Annotated in this window: 14 protein-coding genes; 6 read left to right on the forward strand and 8 right to left on the reverse strand. The window is 61.4% G+C overall.

Translation table 11 applies throughout. The features are described 5' to 3' along the window. Positions 1–28 precede the first annotated feature (28 nt). A complete protein-coding gene (locus A6U86_RS34300; RefSeq protein ID WP_068401599.1) occupies positions 29–1,051 on the forward strand; it encodes a YeiH family protein in 1,023 nt (340 codons plus the stop codon). On the opposite strand, the gene A6U86_RS34305 is transcribed toward A6U86_RS34300, so the two are convergent. The 6 genes from A6U86_RS34305 to A6U86_RS34330 form a co-directional block, all read right to left on the reverse strand. Next, positions 1,014–2,846, reverse strand: coding sequence for a GGDEF domain-containing phosphodiesterase (locus A6U86_RS34305; RefSeq protein ID WP_068401603.1), 1,833 nt, complete (start codon positions 2,844–2,846; stop codon positions 1,014–1,016). The genes A6U86_RS34300 and A6U86_RS34305 overlap by 38 nt on opposite strands. A gap of 129 nt (positions 2,847–2,975) precedes the next feature. Beyond that, positions 2,976–4,760, reverse strand: coding sequence for an IlvD/Edd family dehydratase (locus A6U86_RS34310; RefSeq protein WP_068401798.1), 1,785 nt, complete (start codon positions 4,758–4,760; stop codon positions 2,976–2,978). A gap of 7 nt (positions 4,761–4,767) precedes the next feature. Next, the gene (locus tag A6U86_RS34315; protein WP_068401800.1) at positions 4,768–5,652 is read right to left on the reverse strand and encodes an NAD(P)-dependent oxidoreductase; all 885 of its coding nucleotides are present in this window, start codon (positions 5,650–5,652) and stop codon (positions 4,768–4,770) included. Between the two features lie 345 nt (positions 5,653–5,997). Beyond that, entirely contained in the window at positions 5,998–9,195 is a 3,198-nt protein-coding gene (locus A6U86_RS34320; protein ID WP_068401606.1) for an efflux RND transporter permease subunit, read from the reverse strand. A gap of 119 nt (positions 9,196–9,314) precedes the next feature. Continuing rightward, the gene (locus A6U86_RS34325; RefSeq protein ID WP_068401609.1) at positions 9,315–10,505 is read right to left on the reverse strand and encodes an efflux RND transporter periplasmic adaptor subunit; all 1,191 of its coding nucleotides are present in this window, start codon (positions 10,503–10,505) and stop codon (positions 9,315–9,317) included. Between the two features lie 172 nt (positions 10,506–10,677). Continuing rightward, positions 10,678–11,490, reverse strand: coding sequence for an alpha/beta hydrolase fold domain-containing protein (locus A6U86_RS34330; protein WP_068401612.1), 813 nt, complete (start codon positions 11,488–11,490; stop codon positions 10,678–10,680). 232 nt (positions 11,491–11,722) lie between these two features. Between A6U86_RS34330 and A6U86_RS34335 the strand changes: the two genes are divergently transcribed. Next, positions 11,723–12,634, forward strand: a complete 912-nt coding sequence (locus tag A6U86_RS34335) for a LysR family transcriptional regulator (RefSeq protein WP_068401615.1) — start codon at positions 11,723–11,725, stop codon at positions 12,632–12,634. A 58-nt stretch (positions 12,635–12,692) separates the two neighbouring features. Here A6U86_RS34335 and A6U86_RS34340 read toward each other — a convergent pair whose 3' ends face one another. Next, complete coding sequence (locus tag A6U86_RS34340; protein ID WP_068401618.1) at positions 12,693–13,151, reverse strand: carboxymuconolactone decarboxylase family protein; 459 nt, start codon at positions 13,149–13,151, stop codon at positions 12,693–12,695. Positions 13,152–13,285: 134 nt separating this feature from the next. Between A6U86_RS34340 and A6U86_RS34345 the strand changes: the two genes are divergently transcribed. Then, on the forward strand, positions 13,286–14,170 hold the full coding sequence (locus tag A6U86_RS34345) for a sigma-70 family RNA polymerase sigma factor (RefSeq protein WP_068401621.1): 885 nt from the start codon (positions 13,286–13,288) through the stop codon (positions 14,168–14,170). A 3-nt stretch (positions 14,171–14,173) separates the two neighbouring features. Here the strand turns inward: A6U86_RS34345 and A6U86_RS34350 are convergent, their stop codons facing one another. Beyond that, positions 14,174–14,935 (reverse strand): helix-turn-helix domain-containing protein, encoded by a 762-nt coding sequence (locus A6U86_RS34350; protein WP_068401624.1) that lies wholly within the window; start codon positions 14,933–14,935, stop codon positions 14,174–14,176. Between the two features lie 138 nt (positions 14,936–15,073). On the opposite strand from A6U86_RS34350, the gene A6U86_RS34355 reads away from it, so the two are divergent. The 3 genes from A6U86_RS34355 to A6U86_RS34365 all read left to right on the forward strand — a co-directional run bounded on the left by A6U86_RS34355 (position 15,074) and on the right by A6U86_RS34365 (position 18,224). Next, positions 15,074–16,033 carry a DMT family transporter gene (locus tag A6U86_RS34355; protein WP_068401802.1) on the forward strand — a complete coding sequence of 320 codons (960 nt, stop codon included), beginning with the start codon at positions 15,074–15,076 and terminating at the stop codon, positions 16,031–16,033. A gap of 79 nt (positions 16,034–16,112) precedes the next feature. Further along, complete coding sequence (locus A6U86_RS34360) at positions 16,113–16,841, forward strand: GntR family transcriptional regulator (RefSeq protein ID WP_083197076.1); 729 nt, start codon at positions 16,113–16,115, stop codon at positions 16,839–16,841. Positions 16,842–16,943: 102 nt separating this feature from the next. After that, positions 16,944–18,224: a cysteine desulfurase-like protein gene (locus tag A6U86_RS34365; RefSeq protein ID WP_068401628.1), complete on the forward strand. Its 1,281-nt coding sequence runs from the start codon at positions 16,944–16,946 to the stop codon at positions 18,222–18,224. Positions 18,225–18,264 lie beyond the last annotated feature (40 nt).

Consider the following 18,264-nt stretch of genomic DNA (forward strand, 5'->3'; position numbering starts at 1 on the left):
AGTCATAACAAAAGATCGACGGTAAGACATGCCCCTCGTCCAACGCGCAAACAAAATCCTCCCCGGTCTCGCACTCACCTGTGCCGTCGCAGTTGTCGCCTATGCCGGCGAACATGCGGAACTCAGCCTCCTTGGCGGCCGTTGGATCGAGAGCCTGGTGATCGCCATCGCCCTTGGCATTGCCGTCTGCACCATCAAGCCGTTGAAGCCTAGCATGCGGCCGGGCATCGATTTCAGCGCCAAGATCCTGCTGGAAATCGCCATCGTCCTTCTTGGCGCATCCATAAGCCTTTCGGCAGTACGTGGAGCGGGCGTCTGGCTGATCGCCGGCATCGCCATCGTTGTCGTTCTGTCGATTGCCGCGACCTATTTGATCGGACGGCTGCTCGGCCTGCCGCCGAAGCTGGCAACGCTGATTGCCTGCGGCAATTCGATATGCGGCAACTCCGCCATCGTCGCCGTCGCGCCTGTGATCGAGGCCGATTCGCAGGAGATTGCCGCAGCCCTCGCCTTCACGGCCGTGCTGGGCATTGCCGCCGTCTTTCTACTGCCGTTCCTCTACTTCTATTTCGGCATGAGCGTGCCGCAATATGGAACGCTCGCCGGCCTGACCGTCTATGCAGTCCCGCAGGTGCTCGCAGCAACCGCTCCTGTCGGTCTACTAGCCGTCCAGACCGGCACACTGGTCAAGCTTGTCCGCGTCCTGATGCTCGGCCCTGTCATCTTCATGCTCGGCATCCTCACCAAAGTCGAGACGACAGATGCGAACGGCCGCAGCGGCCATCATCACTCGCTGGTTCCGTGGTTCATTTGCGGCTTCCTCGGGCTGATGGCAATGCGCTCCTTCGGCCTCATCCCGGATGCTTTGGTCGCACCGATGCAATTGGTCTCAAGCATCCTGACCGTTATCGCCATGGCCGCACTCGGTCTATCGGTGAATATCCGTTCCGTTGCGCATGCCGGCGGCCGCGTGATCGTCGCCGCCACGCTGTCGCTGCTGATGCTGGGTGTCATCAGTTACGGTCTGATCGTCGCCTTGCAGATTCAGTAGCGCGCCCACCGCCGGCAACGGCGGATCGGCGCCTGCCTGGTGCAGGAGCCGGTTTCAGCAGTGCCGCAATCTCGTTTTCGGGGGCAGGATAGCCGATGGCATAACCCTGAAGCTCGTCGCAACCGAGGTCCGCCAGAATACGGGCATGTTCCTCGGTCTCGACACCCTCGGCAACGACTTCGACATTCAGGGCGCGCGCGATTTCGACGATCGAACCAACGAGGCGGCGCTGCTCTTCCGAGACCGTGACGGCCGTCACCAATTGCCGATCGATCTTCAGCCGTTTCGGCTTCAGCTTGACCAGGCCGATCAGCGAGGCATGACCCGAACCGAAGTCGTCGATCTCGATATCGATGCCCATCTGTTTGATCCCGTCGATATTGGCGAGCACCCGATCGTCGGGGTCATCGAGGAAGATGGTTTCCACCAGTTCGAAAGCGATGGCACGCGGCGGTATCTTCAGTGCCTGCAATCCCTCGATCAAATCGTGATCGGCGAGCCGGCGGCCGGAAATATTGACGGCGACACGTGGCGGCTCGACACCCTGCGACACCCAGGCGGCGCGGTCGGCAAGCACACGCGTCAGCACGGCCGCGTCGATCTCGGCGGTAAGCCCATATTCCTCGGCCAGCTTGAGGAACGCCACCGGAGACAGCAATCCCTTCTCCGGATGCCGCCAGCGCGCCAAGGCCTCCAGCCCGACGATACGGCGGCTGCGTGCGTCCACCTGAATCTGATAGAATGGCTCGATCTGCTGCAGCATCGGCGCAAGCCGCAGCTCGTCGGCCAACCGACGCTCCGCATGCAGATCTGCCTGCAGCTCCGGCGTGAAGAACTCGACGCGGTTGCGGCCGAGCTTCTTGGCCTGGAAAAGCGCGACATCGGATTCGGCCAGCAGGCTGCCCGCATTGTCGGACCGGCTCGACGCCACCCCGATGGATGCACCGATCCGAAGCATGTCATTGCCGAAGCGCACTTCGCGCCGCAGCCGCGAGAGAATGTCGTCGGCGATGGCCTCCAGCCTCTCGGCATTTCCGACGTTGACCAACACGGCCACGAACTCGTCGCCGCCTATACGCGCGACGAGATCGCCGGCGGTGATCGCCGCTGAAATGCGGGCAGCCGCGCTCTGCAACGTCGCATCACCCGCCGCATGGCCCCATTTGTCGTTGATCTCCTTGAAGCCGTCGAGATCGATTTGAAGCACACCCAAGGTCTCGACATCCGAAGCCTTGCGCAGTTCGGCCAGCCGCCGGTCGAAATAACGCCGGTTGGGAAGGCCGGTCAGGTAATCATGGTCGGCGGCATATTCGATACGGGCGCGGCTTTGTTCGAGCGCCACGGCCCGCGCCTCGGCGATCGCCGTCTGGCTGGTCAGTTCACGATTGAGCTGGACGTCGGCGGTGACATCCCATTCCGCGCCGATAAAGGATGGCGAACCGTCGTGATCCTCATAGAAATGCGCACTGGAGCGCAGATGGCGTATCTCTCCGCTGGGCAGAACGATGCGAAACTGGGAATTATAGAAGCCGCGCCCATCGAGAGCGATCTGGAAGTCGTTGACCGCCTTCTCGACATCCTCGGGATATAGCGCCTTCATCCAGACGTCGGACGATACCTTGCGATCCTGCAGGCCGGTTCCATAGAGCCGATGCATCTGCTGGTCCCAGAGCAATTCCTTGTCATTGACGTTGTGTTGCCAGACGCCGATTTGAGACGCCTCAAGCGCCAGCTCCAACCTTCTTAAAAGGTCCTGGAACTCTTCTTCGGTTCGCCCTGATGCCGTCTCTGCCAAAGAGCTCCACCCCCTTCGGAAATTGGAGAGATTACATAAATGCTACTCAATAGATTTGCACTACTGCCTTTCGCGAACTTTAACGACGGCCCGAGCGGCTATCTGCCAACAGTTTGCGCCAAAATGCCACTAGTGATTATGCCTGGGCGGTATGGCCGCGAGATTGCGAAACTCGGCAGCGCCTTCAAGCACGGCGCCATCGGAAAGCTGCGTGACCGAACGGCGATAGATGCGCTGCCACGGCGTCGAGTCCGGCGGGACTGGCGGTATGCCATCGCCCTTGCGGCGCTCGATCTCCGCCTCTTCCACCAGCATGTCGCAACGGCCATGATTGAAGTCGATACGGATGATGTCGCCGGTCCTCAGCCAGGCAAGGCCGCCGCCGGCAGCGCTCTCCGGCGAGGCATTGAGGATCGAGGGACTGTCGGCGGTGCCCGACTGGCGCCCGTCGCCGATTGTGGGCAGGCTGCGGATGCCGCGCTTCAAGAGCGCATCCGGCGGCTGCATGTTCACCACTTCGGCCGACCCCGGCCAGCCGATCGGCCCTGCTCCGCGGATGACGAGGATCGTCCGCTCGTCGATCCCCAGATCGGCGTCGTTGATGCGCTTGTGATAATCCTCTGATCCGTCGAAGACCACGGCCCGCCCCTCGAACATGCCTTCGTGGCCCGGCTCCTGCAGATAACGGCTGCGGAATTCCTCGGAGATAACGCTCATCTTCATGATGGCGAAATCGAACAGATTACCCTTCAGCACGAGAAAACCGGCGCGCTCCTTCAAGGGCTCGGCAAACGGGAGGATGACTTCGCGATCCGTCGCCTCCCTGCCCTTAAGATTTTCCGCCATCGTCTTGCCGGTCACGGTCGGACAGCTTCCGTCGAGCTTATCGGCCTGCAGTAGCTCCCACATGATGGCGGGGACACCGCCGGCGCGATGGAAGCGCTCGCCGAGATAGGCGCCCGCCGGCTGCACATTGGCAAGCAGCGGAATGTCGAAACCATGCACCTGCCAGTCATCCGGGTGAAGTTCGACGCCGGCATGCTTGGCCATGGCAGCCAGATGTGGCTGCGCATTGGTCGATCCGCCGATGGCGGAATTGACGCGAATGGCATTGAGAAAAGCCTGACGCGTCAGCACGTCGGATGGCTTCATGTCTTCAAGCACAAGTTCGACGGCACGGCGGCCGGTGCGATAGGCCATCTGCCCACGTTCGCGATAGGCACCGGGAATGGCGGCACAGCCGGTCAATGACATGCCGAGCGCCTCGGCCATGGCATTCATCGTCGAGGCCGTTCCCATCGTATTGCAATGGCCGATCGAGGGCGCCGAGGCGAGAGACGCCTCCATGAACTCCTCTTCGTCGATCTCTCCAGCCGCCAGCTTGCGGCGCGAACGCCAGATCACTGTACCGGAGCCGGCAAGTTCGCCATCGTGCCAGCCGTCAAGCATCGGGCCGCCGGAGAGCACGATCGCCGGAATGTTGACGGTGGAGGCGGCCATCAGCGCCGAGGGGGTGGTCTTGTCGCAGCCGGTAGTGAGCACCACGCCATCGAGCGGATAGCCGTAGAGCACTTCCACCAGACCGAGATAGGCAAGGTTGCGGTCGAGTGCCGCCGTCGGCCGCTTGCAGTTCTCGAAGATCGGATGGGTCGGGAACTCGATCGGAATGCCGCCGGCATCGCGGATGCCGTCGCGCACGCGCTTGGCAAGATCGAGATGATGGCGGTTGCAGGGGGTCAGATCGCTGCCGCTCTGGGCAATGCCGATGATCGGCTTGCCCGAGCGCAACTCTTCCGGCGTGATGCCGTAATTCATGAACCGCTCCAGATAGAGCGCCGTCATATCGATATGATCCGGATTGTCGAACCAGTCCTGCGAACGCAGGCGGCGCTTGGATGCACCCTTATCGCTCATCTCTTCCTCAAGCCTTTCCTTGGCCATTCTTGTCTTCCAGATACTGCAGCAACCCGCTGTGATCCTGCTCGCCACCGCCATTTTCGACGAATTCCGCAAACTCGGCCCGGACGGCCTCCGTCAACGGCAGCTGGAGCGAGAGATTCTCGGCTGCGGCAAGGACCGTATCGAGATCCTTCAGCTGATTGCGGGCGGTTCCGCCCGGCTCGAAATTGCGCTCGATCATGCGCTGGCCGTGCAGCTCCAGGATCCTGCTTTCGGCAAAACCACCGCGAATGGCGGCTCGAAATGCCTCGCGAGAGCCACCGCCCGCTTCGACAAGCAGCATCGCCTCGGCAACGGCGCCGATGGTCACCGCGACGATCTGCTGATTTCCGAGCTTGGCAAGCTGACCGGTGCCGCTTGGGCCGACGCGGGTCACACGACCAAGCGGCGCCATGATATCGCGAACACTGTCTATGACGTCGGCATCGCCGCCGGCCATGATTGCCAGCGTCCCGGCCGCAGCACCGACCACGCCGCCGGACACCGGCGCATCGATATGCCTGATACCGCGCTCCGCAAGCTTGAATGCATGTTCGCGGGCAATCGCCGGCGGTATCGAGCTATTGTCGATGACGACGGCTCCAGATTCCAGCGCATCAGCCACTCCGCTACCGAACAGGACTTCGCTGACGGCACCGCCATTGGTGAGCATGGTGAAGACGATCGATGCCCCCCTTGCCGCCTCTGAGGCAGTAACTGCGACGGTCGCGCCATGCTCAGCGAGCGGATCGGCCTTGCTGCGGTCGCGATTCCAGACGGTAAGCGGAAAGCCGGCATCAAGAAGCCGCCGTGCCATCGGCGCTCCCATCAATCCCGTCCCGAGAAAAGCGATCTTTCTGCCGCTCACAGCGACGTCCTCCGAATTATAAGCATGTGAAACCTGCAACGTTGCAGCGGTCATTCAACCCAGCCGACCCGACAACAACCGCATGCACACCACTATCCCTAGTCTTGGGTGCCGATGGGCAGCTCCCCATGCCCCCGTACACGTCAACCAACTCACCCAAGAGCTTGATAAACCTATGGTGACCGCATGCAAAGGAAATCCGTGCGCATGCGACAAATTCTGTCAGCAACCGAACACGCGGCCAAGCAGCGGCCCGAAAATTGGGCCGGTACAAAAGAAAAAGGCGGGACCTTGCGGTCCCGCCCATGGGGTGTCGAGCACTGGAGTACCGCTCGGCACGGCCCCCTATTCGGCGGCGATCGGGAGTACCTCCGCCGAATGGTCATTATCGTTGTGATGGTGCTGCTTCAGCGGGCGGTTACCCGACAGAGTACGGATCAGCACGTAGAAGACCGGCGTCATGAAGATACCGAAGAAGGTAACGCCGATCATGCCCGAGAACACCGCGATACCCATGGCGGTTCGCATCTCGGCACCGGCACCGGTCGATGTGACCAGCGGCACGACACCCATGATGAAGGCCATGGAGGTCATCAGGATCGGACGCAGACGCAGACGGCTGGCCTCGATTGCGGCCTGTACCGGCGTGCGGCCTTCAAATTCCAGCTCGCGGGCAAATTCCACGATCAGGATCGCGTTCTTCGCCGACAAGCCCACCAACACCACCAGACCAATCTGGGTGAAGATGTTGTTGTCCCCACCTGTGAGCCAGACGCCGGTCAGCGCCGCCAGTACACCCATCGGCACGATCATGACGATGGCGAGCGGCAAGGTCAGGCTCTCGTATTGGGCGGCCAGCACGAGGAAGACCAGCAGCAGCGCCAGCGGGAAGACGACGATGCTGGAATTGCCGGCCAGAATCTGCTGGTAGGTCAAATCCGTCCACTCGAAGTCTATGCCGGCGGGCAACGTCTCATGCAGAATCTTCTCGATCGCCGCTTGTGCCTGACCCGACGAGAAACCGGGCGCCGGGCCGCCATTGATGTCGGCAGCAAGGAAGCCGTTATAGCGGTTCGTACGCTCCGGCCCGGTGGTGGCATCGACCTTCAGCAAGGCTGAAAGCGGGATCATCTGGCCCGATGCCGAACGAACCTTCAACTGGCCGATATCTTCCGGCTGGGCGCGGAACTTGGCATCGGCCTGTACGCGGACGCTGTAGGTGCGGCCGAAGGCGTTGAAGTCGTTCACATAGAACGAACCGAGATAGATCTGCAGCGTCTGGAAGACGTCGGTGACGGAGACCCCGAGCTGCTCGGCCTTGGCGCGGTCAAGATCGGCGAAGAGCTGCGGCACGTTGATCTGGAAGCTCGAGAAGATGCCTGCGAGTTCCGGTGTCTGGTAGGCCTTGGCAATCACTGCCTTGGCCGCCTGGTCAAGCGCCTGGTTGCCGAGGCCGGCGCGATCCTCGATCTGCAGCTTGAAGCCGCCTGTCGTGCCGAGACCGTTGACTGGCGGCGGCGGGAACATGGCGATGAAGGCATCCTGAATGGCGCCGAACTTCTGGTTCAGCGCCATGGCGATCGCCCCGCCCGAAAGATCGGGCGTCTTGCGCTCGTCGAAGTCCTTCAGCGTGACGAAGACGATACCGGCGTTCGAGGAATTGGTGAAACCGTTGATCGACAGGCCCGGGAAGGCGATCGCATTGGCGACGCCAGGCTGCTTCAGCGCGATATCAGTCATGCGCTTGATCACGCTTTCCGTGCGGTCGAGGCTTGCGGCATCCGGCAACTGTGCGAAGCCGATCAGATACTGCTTGTCCTGCGATGGCACGAAACCACCTGGAACCGTTGTGAACAGGCTATAGGTCGCTCCCACCAGCGCGAAATAGATCACCATGACGATGCTCTTGCGCGACAGCAGGCCGCCGACGCCCTTGCCGTAGTATTTCGAACCGCTTCCGAACGCCCGGTTGAAACCACGGAAGAACCAGCCGAAGACCGCGTCCATGACCCGCGTCAACCGATCCTTCGGCGCATGATGGCCCTTCAGAAGCAGGGATGCCAGTGCCGGAGACAAGGTGAGCGAGTTGAAGGCCGAGATGACGGTCGAGATGGCGATCGTCAGCGCGAATTGGCGGTAGAACTGGCCGGACAGGCCGGAGATGAAGGCAAGCGGCACGAAGACCGCGACGAGGACCAGCGCGATGGCGATGATCGGACCGGAAACTTCCTTCATCGCCTTATAGGTGGCGTCTCGCGGACTGAGCCCGTTCTCGATATTGCGTTCGACGTTCTCGACCACCACGATCGCGTCGTCCACGACGATACCGATCGCCAGCACCAGGCCAAACAGACTGAGCGCATTGATGGAGAAGCCGAAGACATACATCACCGCAAAGGTGCCGATGATCGACACCGGAACGGCGATCAGCGGGATGATCGAGGCGCGCCATGTCTGCAGGAACAGGATGACGACGAGGACGACCAGCGCAATGGCCTCGAGCAGCGTGTCGATGACCTTCTCGATCGAGGCGCGGACGAATTTTGTCGTATCGTAGACGATCTCGTACTTGACGCCCGCCGGCATGGCCTTCTGCAGATCGTTCATGGTCGCGCGCACATTGTTCGCGATCTCGATCGCATTCGAACCAGGCGCCTGGAGAACCGCGACGGCGACGGCCGGCTTGCCGTCGAGCAGCGAACGCAGCGTATAGTCTTCCGCACCCAACTCGACGCGAGCGACGTCGCGAAGGCGGGTGATCTCGCTATTGGCGCCCGTCTTGACGATGATGTTGCCGAACTCCTCGGGCGTGCGCAGGCGGCCCTGGGCATTGACGTTGAGCTGCAGATCCACGCCCGGCCGGCTGGGCGAGGCACCGATGATGCCCGCCGCAGCCTGGACGTTCTGCGAGCCGATCGCATTGCTGATGTCGCTGGCGGCAAGATTATGCTCCGCCGCCTTCTGCGGATCGATCCAGACGCGCATGGAATAGTCGCCGGCGCCGAAGACCTGCACCTGCCCGACGCCTTCGATGCGGGCGAGCCGATCCTTGACGTTCAAGGTCGCATAGTTTCGCAGATAGGTGATGTCGTGGTCGGCCCCGTCCGAGACGAGGTTGACGACCATGATGAAGTCGGGCGAGCTCTTGACGGTCGTGATGCCGAGGGTACGGACCTCCGCGGGCAGGCGCGGCTCAGCCTGCGAAACGCGGTTCTGCACGAGCTGCTGCGCCTTGTCCGGATCGGTGCCGAGCTTGAAGGTGACCGTCACGTTGAGAACGCCGTCGGACGTTGCCTGGCTGGACATGTAGAGCATGCCCTCGACGCCGTTGATCTGCTCTTCGAGCGGTGTCGCCACCGTTTCGGCAATAACGGTCGGGTTGGCACCGGGATAGGTGGCGCGCACGACAATCGACGGCGGCACGACCTCCGGATATTCGGAGATCGGCAGCGCCCTGAGGCCGATAAGGCCGGCGACCACGATGAGGACCGAAAGAACACCGGCAAAGACCGGGCGGTCGACAAAGAATCTGGAGATGTTCATATCAAAGCCCTCTCCGGGGTGAAAGCGGATGCAAAATCCCTGTCCGGCGAGCTGAGAGCCGCCGGCGGATCATGTGAATTCGGATGTCGGCCTTCTCCGCATGGGCAGAAGGCCAAGTCTTACTGAGCGGTCGCGACCTTCTCTGCCAACTGCGGTGCGACAACCGCACCGGGACGGATGCGCTGCAGCCCGTTGACAACGACCTTTTCGCCGACCTTCAGGCCGTCCTCGATCACCCGCTCGCCATCGACCAGCGAACCGAGTTGGACCTGCCGGTAATTGACCTTATTGTCGCCATCAACCACGAAGACGAACTTCTTGTCCTGGTCGGTGCCGACTGCGCGGTCGCTGATGACGAGCTTGCTCTCGGCCTTCGGCTGGCCCATGCGAACCCGCACGAACTGGCCGGGGATGAGACGTCCACCGGGATTGTCGAAGACGGCGCGGACGCTGACGGTGCCGCTTGCCGCATCGACTTCGTTGTCGATCAGCTGCAACTTGCCCTTGATCGGCGTGCCGCTATCGCTGGCCGTGCCGATCTGAACCGGGATCTGTTCGACCGGCGGAACTGCGCCATTGGTCGCCGGCAACTCTGCCAGGGCCTGGGTCACGGTCTGCTCGTTGGCATTGAAGCTTGCATAGATCGGATCGACCGAAACAAGCGTGGTCAGAGCCGGCGAAGATGAGCCGGCAGCGACCAGATTGCCGACGGTCACGGCGATCTTGCCGACGCGGCCGGCGATCGGAGCGTGAACCTGCGTATAGTCGAGGTTCAGCTGAGCCGTCTGCAAGGTAGCTTGCGCTGCCTTCAGATTGGCATCCGCTTCGGCGTAGTTGCTGGAGCGGGTGTCCATGTCGCTCTGCGAGATCGTCTTGTTGTCGAAGAGCTTCTGACCGCGGTCGACTTCGACCTTGGTCAGATTGAGCCTCGCCTTTGCAGCTCCAACCTGCGCCTGAGCCTGGGCAACGGCCGCCTCGTAGGGTGCGGGATCGATGGTGACAAGCAGGTCGCCCTGCTTGACCAGGGCGCCTTCGCGGAATTGCACGGACTGGATTGCGCCAGCCACACGCGGCCGGACTTCGACCCGGTCAATAGCTTCGAGCCGGCCGGAAAATTCCTGCCAGGACGTGATGTCGCGCGACTCCACCGCGGCAACGGTGACAGGGGTTGGCGGCATCGCCGCCGGGCCGCTTGCCTCGGTTGCCTGGGCACCGCGCGGCAGTTCCAGATAGAAGGCTGCACCCACAACGGCCACAGCAACACTCATGCCGGCGCCCCACAGGGCCCAGCGCTTACCGTTGGATTTCATGTTAGTCTCTCCTTTGGCCCCCTCTTGGGACACGGGGACCGAAAATTCCTATTGCCTCAATATAGGCAGGGCTCCAAAGCACCGCGCATCGATGCGGGGATCGCTTCGGCCTTTGCCTCCAGCACCTCGTCCAATTCCGCGATTTCCCTCGCGCTCGGGATGCTCTAGTTGATCAAGCTTGCACGTCTTCGACAAAGCCCTTGAAACAGCAACAGACATCCTGCTGCCATGAGGGCCTGTCTTTCGACTGCCCGCCGTAGAGGGTGGGCCAGCCTGTCCCGGCGGGAAGGACTTGCTGGCGAACACGGACGCCAGCCGCTTTCAGCCGACTGCCGTATTCCATGCTCTCGTCGCGGAGCGGGTCGTCCTCGGCCGTGAGCACCAATGCCGGCGCGAGGCCCGAAAGCCGCGAACAGTATCGAGGCGCTGCATAAGGATGGCAGACACCGCCCAGAAAACCCAGGTAGCGGTTCCAACCCTCCGTCCAGCGCTCGCGCATGCCGCTTTCCTCCGCCTGGAGGAAAGATTTTGATCCCATGAAGGGATCGAGCAAAGGCGATATCAACACCTGTCCGTCCAACGAACCGGGTATCTGATCACGCGCCTTTAAAGCGACACCCGCTGCAACATTGCCACCCGATTCCTCTCCGGCGACAAACAGCAGCGATTTTTTTGCCCCACCCAGCGCAAGCATGTTTCGCTTGTTGCTGAGGTAGGCAAGAAGCCCGTAGGCGCATTCCAGCACCTTCGGAAAAGCATTCTGATTGCAACTCGTATAATCCGCCGCAACCACGATGGCGCCGGCCTCAGCGAGGCTTGCCGCCACCGGTCTTTCGGTCGCGTGACAGGTATCGAGAAAGGCGCCTCCATGCAGATAGAGCACGAGGGGTGCCGCCTTCTTCAAACCTTCGCCGTTATAGATCCGCGCTTTCACCGGCCCCGTAGGCACGTTTTCCAGCACAACATCTTTCCACGGCGCATCCATCGACCCAAATCCTTATCTGTTCGAACGAATATGATCTCTTCCGGTAGCGGCTTAGCACGCCTTGGAACCATATTCTCGATAATGCGGTCTTCAGCGCCCCGTGCCGCATTGCAACAATCTTGGAAACAACATATTGTTATTCCGATCAGAGCATAAGTAGCCTATATTCGATCAGACTATTCACCATTACAAACAATCGACCCCTTTCTTGGCGGTCGAGGGACACCATGGAATGGACCAGTTATCAGCAATGCGGGCTTTCGCGCGTGTGGTGGAGACGGGTAACTTCACCCGCGCCGCAGCAGCCCTCTCCATGCCGAAGGCAACGGTGACGACGCTCATCCAGTCGCTCGAAGCCCATCTGCATGCCAAGCTTCTGAACCGGACGACCCGCCGCGTCATGGTGACGACCGACGGCGCGCTCTACTATGAGCGTGCCATCCAGCTCCTTTCCGAAATAGAGGAACTGGACGGCAGCATCAGCAATTCTCAGAGCCTGCCCAGCGGTCGCCTGCGCGTCGAGATGGCGGGCGCCTTCGCCGAGAAGATCGTCATGCCGGCGCTGTGCGATTTCCATCAGCGCTATCCCGACATTCACATCGACCTCGGCGTCGGCGACCGGCTGGTGGACTATCTGGCCGAGAATGTCGATTGCGCCTTGCGCGCCGGCATGCCGAGCGACCAGTCGCTGATCGCCCGCCGCGTCGGCGAGATCCATCTCATCACCTGCGCCGCTCCCATCTACATCGAAAAGCACGGCATCCCCGAGCGTCCGGAAGATCTGGAAACCAACCACTATGCGGTGAGCTATTTCCGCGCTCAAACCGGCCGCACGGTCCCTTTCCTGTTTGACCGCGGCAACGAGTCGCTGGAAATCACTCCGCGCTACATCCTTTCGGTGAATGACAGCCGCAGCTATCTCCAGGCGGCCATGACCGGTCTCGGCATTGCACAGGTCCCCAGCTTCATGGCGCGGGATGCGATTGCCAAGGGCGATCTCGTACCAGTCCTCTCCGGCTGGACCCGGCCGGCACTCCCGATGCACATCGTCTACCCGCCGAACCGGCACCTGAGCAACAAGGTCCGCGTCTTCGTCGATTGGCTGGCGAAATTGCTCGTGACGTCGCGGGTGGGAGAAGCCTGAGATTGCAGCTGGCCTTCTCCCCGATCAGCGGGGAGAAGGATGACCGTTCGCTGGCCGCCTAGCTCCAGGAGACACCTGCCTGCTGACGGATTGTAGCGTTCAACCGATTCCAGACATTGTCGACCGAGATCGCTATGATAAGGGCGGACAGTGCCTGTTCATCATAGTGTCGGGCAGCCTCGTTCCAGATCTCGTCGCTGACGGCATCCGGGCGGTCGGCAAGCCGGGTGACGGCCTCGCCGAGAGCCAGCGCCGCACGCTCGGCATCCGAGAAATAAGGCATTTCCCGCCATGCGGAGACGCCGACGATGCGCTCGATGCGCTCGCCCGCCTTCTGCAATTTGCGAAAGCCCATGTCTGTGCAGACACTGCAGCCGTTGATCTGGCTGATGCGCAGATGCACAAGGTCCATGGTATTTTCCGAAAGGCCACGATCCCTGATGGAGTTGCTGACGGCGAGAAGCGCCTGCAGCGTTTCCGGCAGGACAAGGGCGGGGTGCTTCATACGAGCTTGCATGTTTCTATCCTTTGATTGTTCGGGCGCCACGATGGCTCCCCGCTTGACGATTCATTTTCCCGCCGGTCCTGTGTCACACCGGCCGTGCTGCATTCGTCATGGGTTTGACGGAACAGCGTGAGGGAATGTGACCAATGGACGAAAGAAACTGGCAGGCTGAGAAATTCGAGGCGAACCGGCCGCATTTGCGTGCCGTCGGCTACCGCATGCTCGGCTCGCGAACCGAGGCGGAAGATGCCGTGCAGGAAGCGTGGCTCCGTCTTCTTAAAACCGACATGTCCGAGATCGAAAATCTCGGCGGCTGGCTGACGACGGTGACGGCGCGCATCTGCCTCGATTGGCTGCGCGCCCGAAAATCGCGTCGCGAAGAACCGTTGACGGCCCATATCCCAGAACCGGCCGTGACGCATGATGCCGGCAACGGCACCGATCCGGAACAGGATGCGCTATTGGCCGATTCCGTCGGTCTTGCCCTGCTGGTGGTGCTGCAGAGGCTCAACCCGGCCGAACGGCTCGCCTTCGTATTGCACGACATGTTCGACATGCCCTTTGACGACATCGCCCCGATCGTTGAACGCAGCGTCGTTGCTACGCGCCAGCTTGCCAGCCGCGCGCGCCGCCGCGTTCAGGAGACACCGGTCGCAACAGAGGCCGACCTCACCCGCCAGTGGCATGTTGTCGATGCCTTCCTGACGGCTTCGCGCGGTGGCGACATGCAGGCGCTGCTGGCTGTCCTCGATCCCAAAATCGTCTTCCGGCCCGACGCCGTCGCCGCGCTTATGGGCTCCGTGAGCGATATCCACGGGCAGGCCGCAGTCGCCGAGGCTTTCCGTGGTCGTGCGCAAGCCGCCCGGCCGGCCGTTATCGATGGCTCGATCGGCGCCGTTGTGGTTCTCGGCGGACAGTTGCGCATCGCACTTCGCTTCACCATCGCCGCGGACGGCATGATCACCGCCGTCGACGCCCTGGCCGATCCTGAGGAATTGCGTAGGCTCGACGTCATGATGATCGAGCCATGATCTCTACCGCATCTGTGTCGGGCTCGTGCCCGTCAGCCGGCGGAACATGGCGATGAAGGCGGAGGCGTTGCTGTAACCCAGCTGCGATGCAATCCGATGCACCGGCTCCCCCGCTTCGATCAGCGACAATGCGGCAACCAGCTTCAGCCGCTGCCGCCATTCGTTGAAGGAAAGGCCGAGATCGTCCTGGCATCGGCGCGACAAGGTCCGCTCGGTGGTACCCATCCGGCGTGCCCATTCCGCTTGGGAATGCCGATCGCCGGGATCGGCCTGCAAGGCAGTCAACACCGGACCAAGCAACGGATCGTCTGAGAACGGCAGATAGCTTTCGCAGCGTGGCGCCAGGCGAATCTGATCGACCAGCACTTGGGCAAGCCGTAAATCCTCGGTCGTTTCCGGCATGGTGATGTCCCGCGCCGCGAAATCCGCCAGGATCGCCTTCAGCAATGGGCTGATACTCAGCGTCGAAGGTTCGGCCGGCAGATCGGCGCAAAGGGCGCGCTCGACATAGACGGTGACATAGCGCAGATCGTGCTGGTTATGAGCCCCATGCATCGTATCCGGCGGCAGCCAGATGGCGTAATGCGGCGGCGACAGATAGGGCACCCCCTGAATATCGAACTCACAAACACCGATCAGCGCATAGTTGAGCTCACCCCATGGCTGGCTCTTCTTCGGAAAAACCGTGCCTGCCTTGAAATTTTCAGTCCGAAAGGAAACGGGGCGCGGCGGATCGCCCTCAATGCGCGGAAGCCTCTCTGTCATGTCATCATTTCATTATCGATTGTCCTAATCTCGTTATATACCAAAATTCGGACAGGCGATAAAAAACTCATAATAGGCGAACGGATGTCCGCCATTGATTGCTCTGCATAAGCCAGAATGACGTCGGGAGACGACCATATGAACACCCAGCCTAACGCATCCGCATCCATCATCAGCACAGCAGGCCTTGCACCGCTGCTCACCGTGCTGATTTGGTCGGGCAACGTCGTCGTCACCAAGGCATCCGCCGGTCTGATTTCACCTGGCTCCATCTCCTTCTATCGCTGGCTGCTTGCTTTCGTCGTGCTGCTGCCCTTCGTCGGTCGCGCGGCATGGCGCAACCGGGCATTGTTGCGCGAGCACTGGCTGAAGCTTGCAATCCTCGGAGCCCTCGGCATGGTGATCTACCAGAGCCTTGCCTATGAGGCCGCCAAGACCACCTCGGCCGTCAACATGGGCGTCATGCTCGCCTTGATGCCATTGCTGTCGACGTTTTTCGCCAGCCTGCTCGCCGGAGAAAGACTGAGTGTTTCCAGCATCGCGGGCGGCGCTATCTCGCTGATTGGGCTCGTCTATCTGACGTCTCAGGGTGACCTGATGCGGCTGGTGAACGGCGGCCTGCATATCGGCGACGGCCTGATGATCATCGCCGTCCTGTCGAACGCGCTCTATGGCGTGATGCTGAGACGTTGGGCCATGCCGATGCCGATGTGGCAGCAGCTCTTCTGGCAGATAGGCTTTTCGACATTGTTGCTGTTGCCGGTCTTCCTGATGGGCGAGATCTCGCCGGTGACGACGTCCAATCTGCCGCTGATCCTTTACGCCGCGATCCCGACATCGCTCGTCGCCCCGCTCTGCTGGATGATCGGCATCCAGCAACTCGGCGCCAGCCGGACCTCCTTGCTGATCAACCTCCTGCCGATCGTCGTCGCGGCGCTCGCATGGGTGCTTATCGGAGAACAGTTGCACGCCTATCACGCCATCGGTGGCGCGCTCGCCCTCCTCGGCGTCGGCATTGGCCTGCGAAAGGCGCCGACGGCGGCAGAGGAAGCCTCTTTTGAAGCCGACGAAACAGGCTGGGAGGCGGAGGAAGCCTGAGGCTTCCGAGCGAAACTCTTTCCATTCGCCTGGTCTTCGTTCTACCATGAACGAGTCCCCAAGCGAAAAGGAAGCAAGTGTGCGCATAGCCCTGGAACCGGTGTCCTCCAGAACGACGATCCAGGAGGGCGTCTACCAGCAGCTCAGAAATGCGTTGATGGCCGGAAATTTCGATCCCGGCCAGACGCTGACCATCGCCTCACTCGCCGAGACCTTCGGCACGAGCAACATGCCGGTCCGCGAAGCCCTGCGCCGGTTGGCCGCCGAAAATGCGCTCGAAGTGGCCGCCAACGGCTCGGCACGGATTCCGATGGTGACGCTGGCCCGGCTTGACGATCTCTGTCGCGCCCGCATCGCCGTGGAGGGCCTGGCCGCCGAGCTTGGCATACCCAACCTCACCCCGACCGACATCGCCACGCTCGAGCGTATTGCCGTCGATCAGCACGCAATCGGCCTCGGCAGCAATGTCTACGACCTGATGGCGAAGAACCAGCAGTTCCATTTCACCATCTACAGCGCCTCCGGCTCGGAAGTGCTGCTGCAGCTCATCGAAACATTATGGCTGCGCTTCGGCCCCTACATGCGCATGCTGTCCGCCTCAGTCGAACCGCTGATGCGTAGCGGCGAACTCGATCCCGCCGGGCAGCATGTCCCGATTGTCGAGGCCTTGAAGGCGGGCGATTTTGCCGCTGCCCGTGATGGAGTCGTTGCCGATATCAGCCGCACGCACGAAATTCTGCGTGAATATTGCCCGGTCACTCAGGACGAACCACGCAGCAAGGGATCCGGCTCCGCGTTCCGCCGCTAGCCTGCGATCATCATCAAACGGAATTTGGTTGAACCTTAAACTAGTTTGTGATCAAATGATCAAACTAAAGATTTCAATCCCATCGTTCAGAGCGAGATCCCCATGAGTTCCGCCCCTTCTACAAACCAATTCGTCGGCCATAACAGCTTTCCGGTCGATGAAGTCCGCGCCATGTTCCCGGCCATCCAGAAGGCGGGGGACTTCGTCTTTCTCGACAATGCGGGCGGCTCGCAGGTCCCGCAGACGGTAGTGGACGCCGTTGCCAACCACCTCATCGATTTCAACGTCCAGCGCATGGCGAAATATCAGCACAGCCAGGGCGTCGATCGCAATCTCGAAGAGGCGCGCGAAAGCGTCGCCATGCTGGTCAATGCCTACAGACCGGAGGAAATCTCCTTCGGCCAGAACGCCACCTCGTTCATTCGCCTCGTAAGCCTTGGCATCGCCAAGTTGCTCGGCGAGCGCAACGAGATCGTCGTCACCGACATGGATCACGATGCCAACATCGCCACCTGGCTCGCGCTCGAAGCCGGCGGCGCCAAGATCGTATGGTGGCGCATGCGCGAGGATGGCACGCTGCACGTGGAAGATCTGAAGCCGTTGTTGAACGACAAGACCTGCCTCGTCGCCTGCACCGTCACGGCACATTCCATCGGCACGATCGTCGATGTCGCCGCCGTCTGCAAACTGGCCCATGAAGCGGGTGCCGAAGCCTTCCTCGATTGCGTCCATTTTGGTCCGCATGGGCTCATGGACGTTCAGGCCTGGGGCTGCGACTATCTCGTTTGCTCCGGCTACAAGAATTTCTCGCCCCATATGGGCTTCCTCTGGGGCCGCTACGACGCGCTGGTCAAGCTTCCCACATTCAAGGAAGACTTCATTCCCGATGTACCGCCCTACAAGATCGAAGTCGGCACCTTCACCTATGAAAACGTCGCCGGCATGAACGCCGCGGTCAAATATCTCGAAGCTCTCGGCCGGCGCTTCCTGCCTGCCGGCGAGCATACCCGACGTCAGGCCCTGGCCTCAGCGATGGGCGCGATCCGCCAATATGAGCTGATGCTGTCGCGCGAAATGATCGCGGTCTTGAAGCGCCACGGCGCCGTCATCTACGGCATTTCCGACGAAGCTCATCTCGAACAGCGTGTTCCCACCATCTGCTTCAACATGCCTGGCATCACGCCGCAGGACTTCGCCGCCGAGATGGGGAAAGCCGGCATCGGCCTGCGCGACGGCCATATGTTTGCGCCCCGCCTGATGAAGCGCCTGGGTCTTTCCATGGAAACGGGCGCCATCCGCGTGTCGCTGGTGCATTATAACAAGGTCGAGGAAATCGCCCGCTTCGATGCGGTCCTGACCGAGATCATGGCGCGGCGCAAATAAGCAGCGGCCACGAGCGGTGGCGGCGCCCGAACAACTCCGC

Source organism: Rhizobium sp. AC27/96 (genome assembly GCF_001692325.1).
In the GTDB taxonomy this organism is placed as follows: Bacteria; Pseudomonadota; Alphaproteobacteria; order Rhizobiales; family Rhizobiaceae; genus Rhizobium.

Bases quoted from the DNA above. Each gene is read 5' to 3' on its own strand.
- A6U86_RS34310 (WP_068401798.1), bottom strand. From the start codon at position 4,760: ATGAGCGATAAGGGTGCATCCAAGCGCCGCCTGCGTTCGCAGGACTGG.
- A6U86_RS34340 (WP_068401618.1), bottom strand. From the start codon at position 13,151: ATGCAAGCTCGTATGAAGCACCCCGCCCTTGTCCTGCCGGAAACGCTG.
- A6U86_RS34345 (WP_068401621.1), top strand. From the start codon at position 13,286: ATGGACGAAAGAAACTGGCAGGCTGAGAAATTCGAGGCGAACCGGCCG.
- A6U86_RS34355 (WP_068401802.1), top strand. From the start codon at position 15,074: ATGAACACCCAGCCTAACGCATCCGCATCCATCATCAGCACAGCAGGC.
- A6U86_RS34325 (WP_068401609.1), bottom strand. From the start codon at position 10,505: ATGAAATCCAACGGTAAGCGCTGGGCCCTGTGGGGCGCCGGCATGAGT.
- A6U86_RS34350 (WP_068401624.1), bottom strand. From the start codon at position 14,935: ATGACAGAGAGGCTTCCGCGCATTGAGGGCGATCCGCCGCGCCCCGTT.
- A6U86_RS34300 (WP_068401599.1), top strand. From the start codon at position 29: ATGCCCCTCGTCCAACGCGCAAACAAAATCCTCCCCGGTCTCGCACTC.
- A6U86_RS34320 (WP_068401606.1), bottom strand. From the start codon at position 9,195: ATGAACATCTCCAGATTCTTTGTCGACCGCCCGGTCTTTGCCGGTGTT.
- A6U86_RS34330 (WP_068401612.1), bottom strand. From the start codon at position 11,490: ATGGATGCGCCGTGGAAAGATGTTGTGCTGGAAAACGTGCCTACGGGG.
- A6U86_RS34335 (WP_068401615.1), top strand. From the start codon at position 11,723: ATGGACCAGTTATCAGCAATGCGGGCTTTCGCGCGTGTGGTGGAGACG.
- A6U86_RS34365 (WP_068401628.1), top strand. From the start codon at position 16,944: ATGAGTTCCGCCCCTTCTACAAACCAATTCGTCGGCCATAACAGCTTT.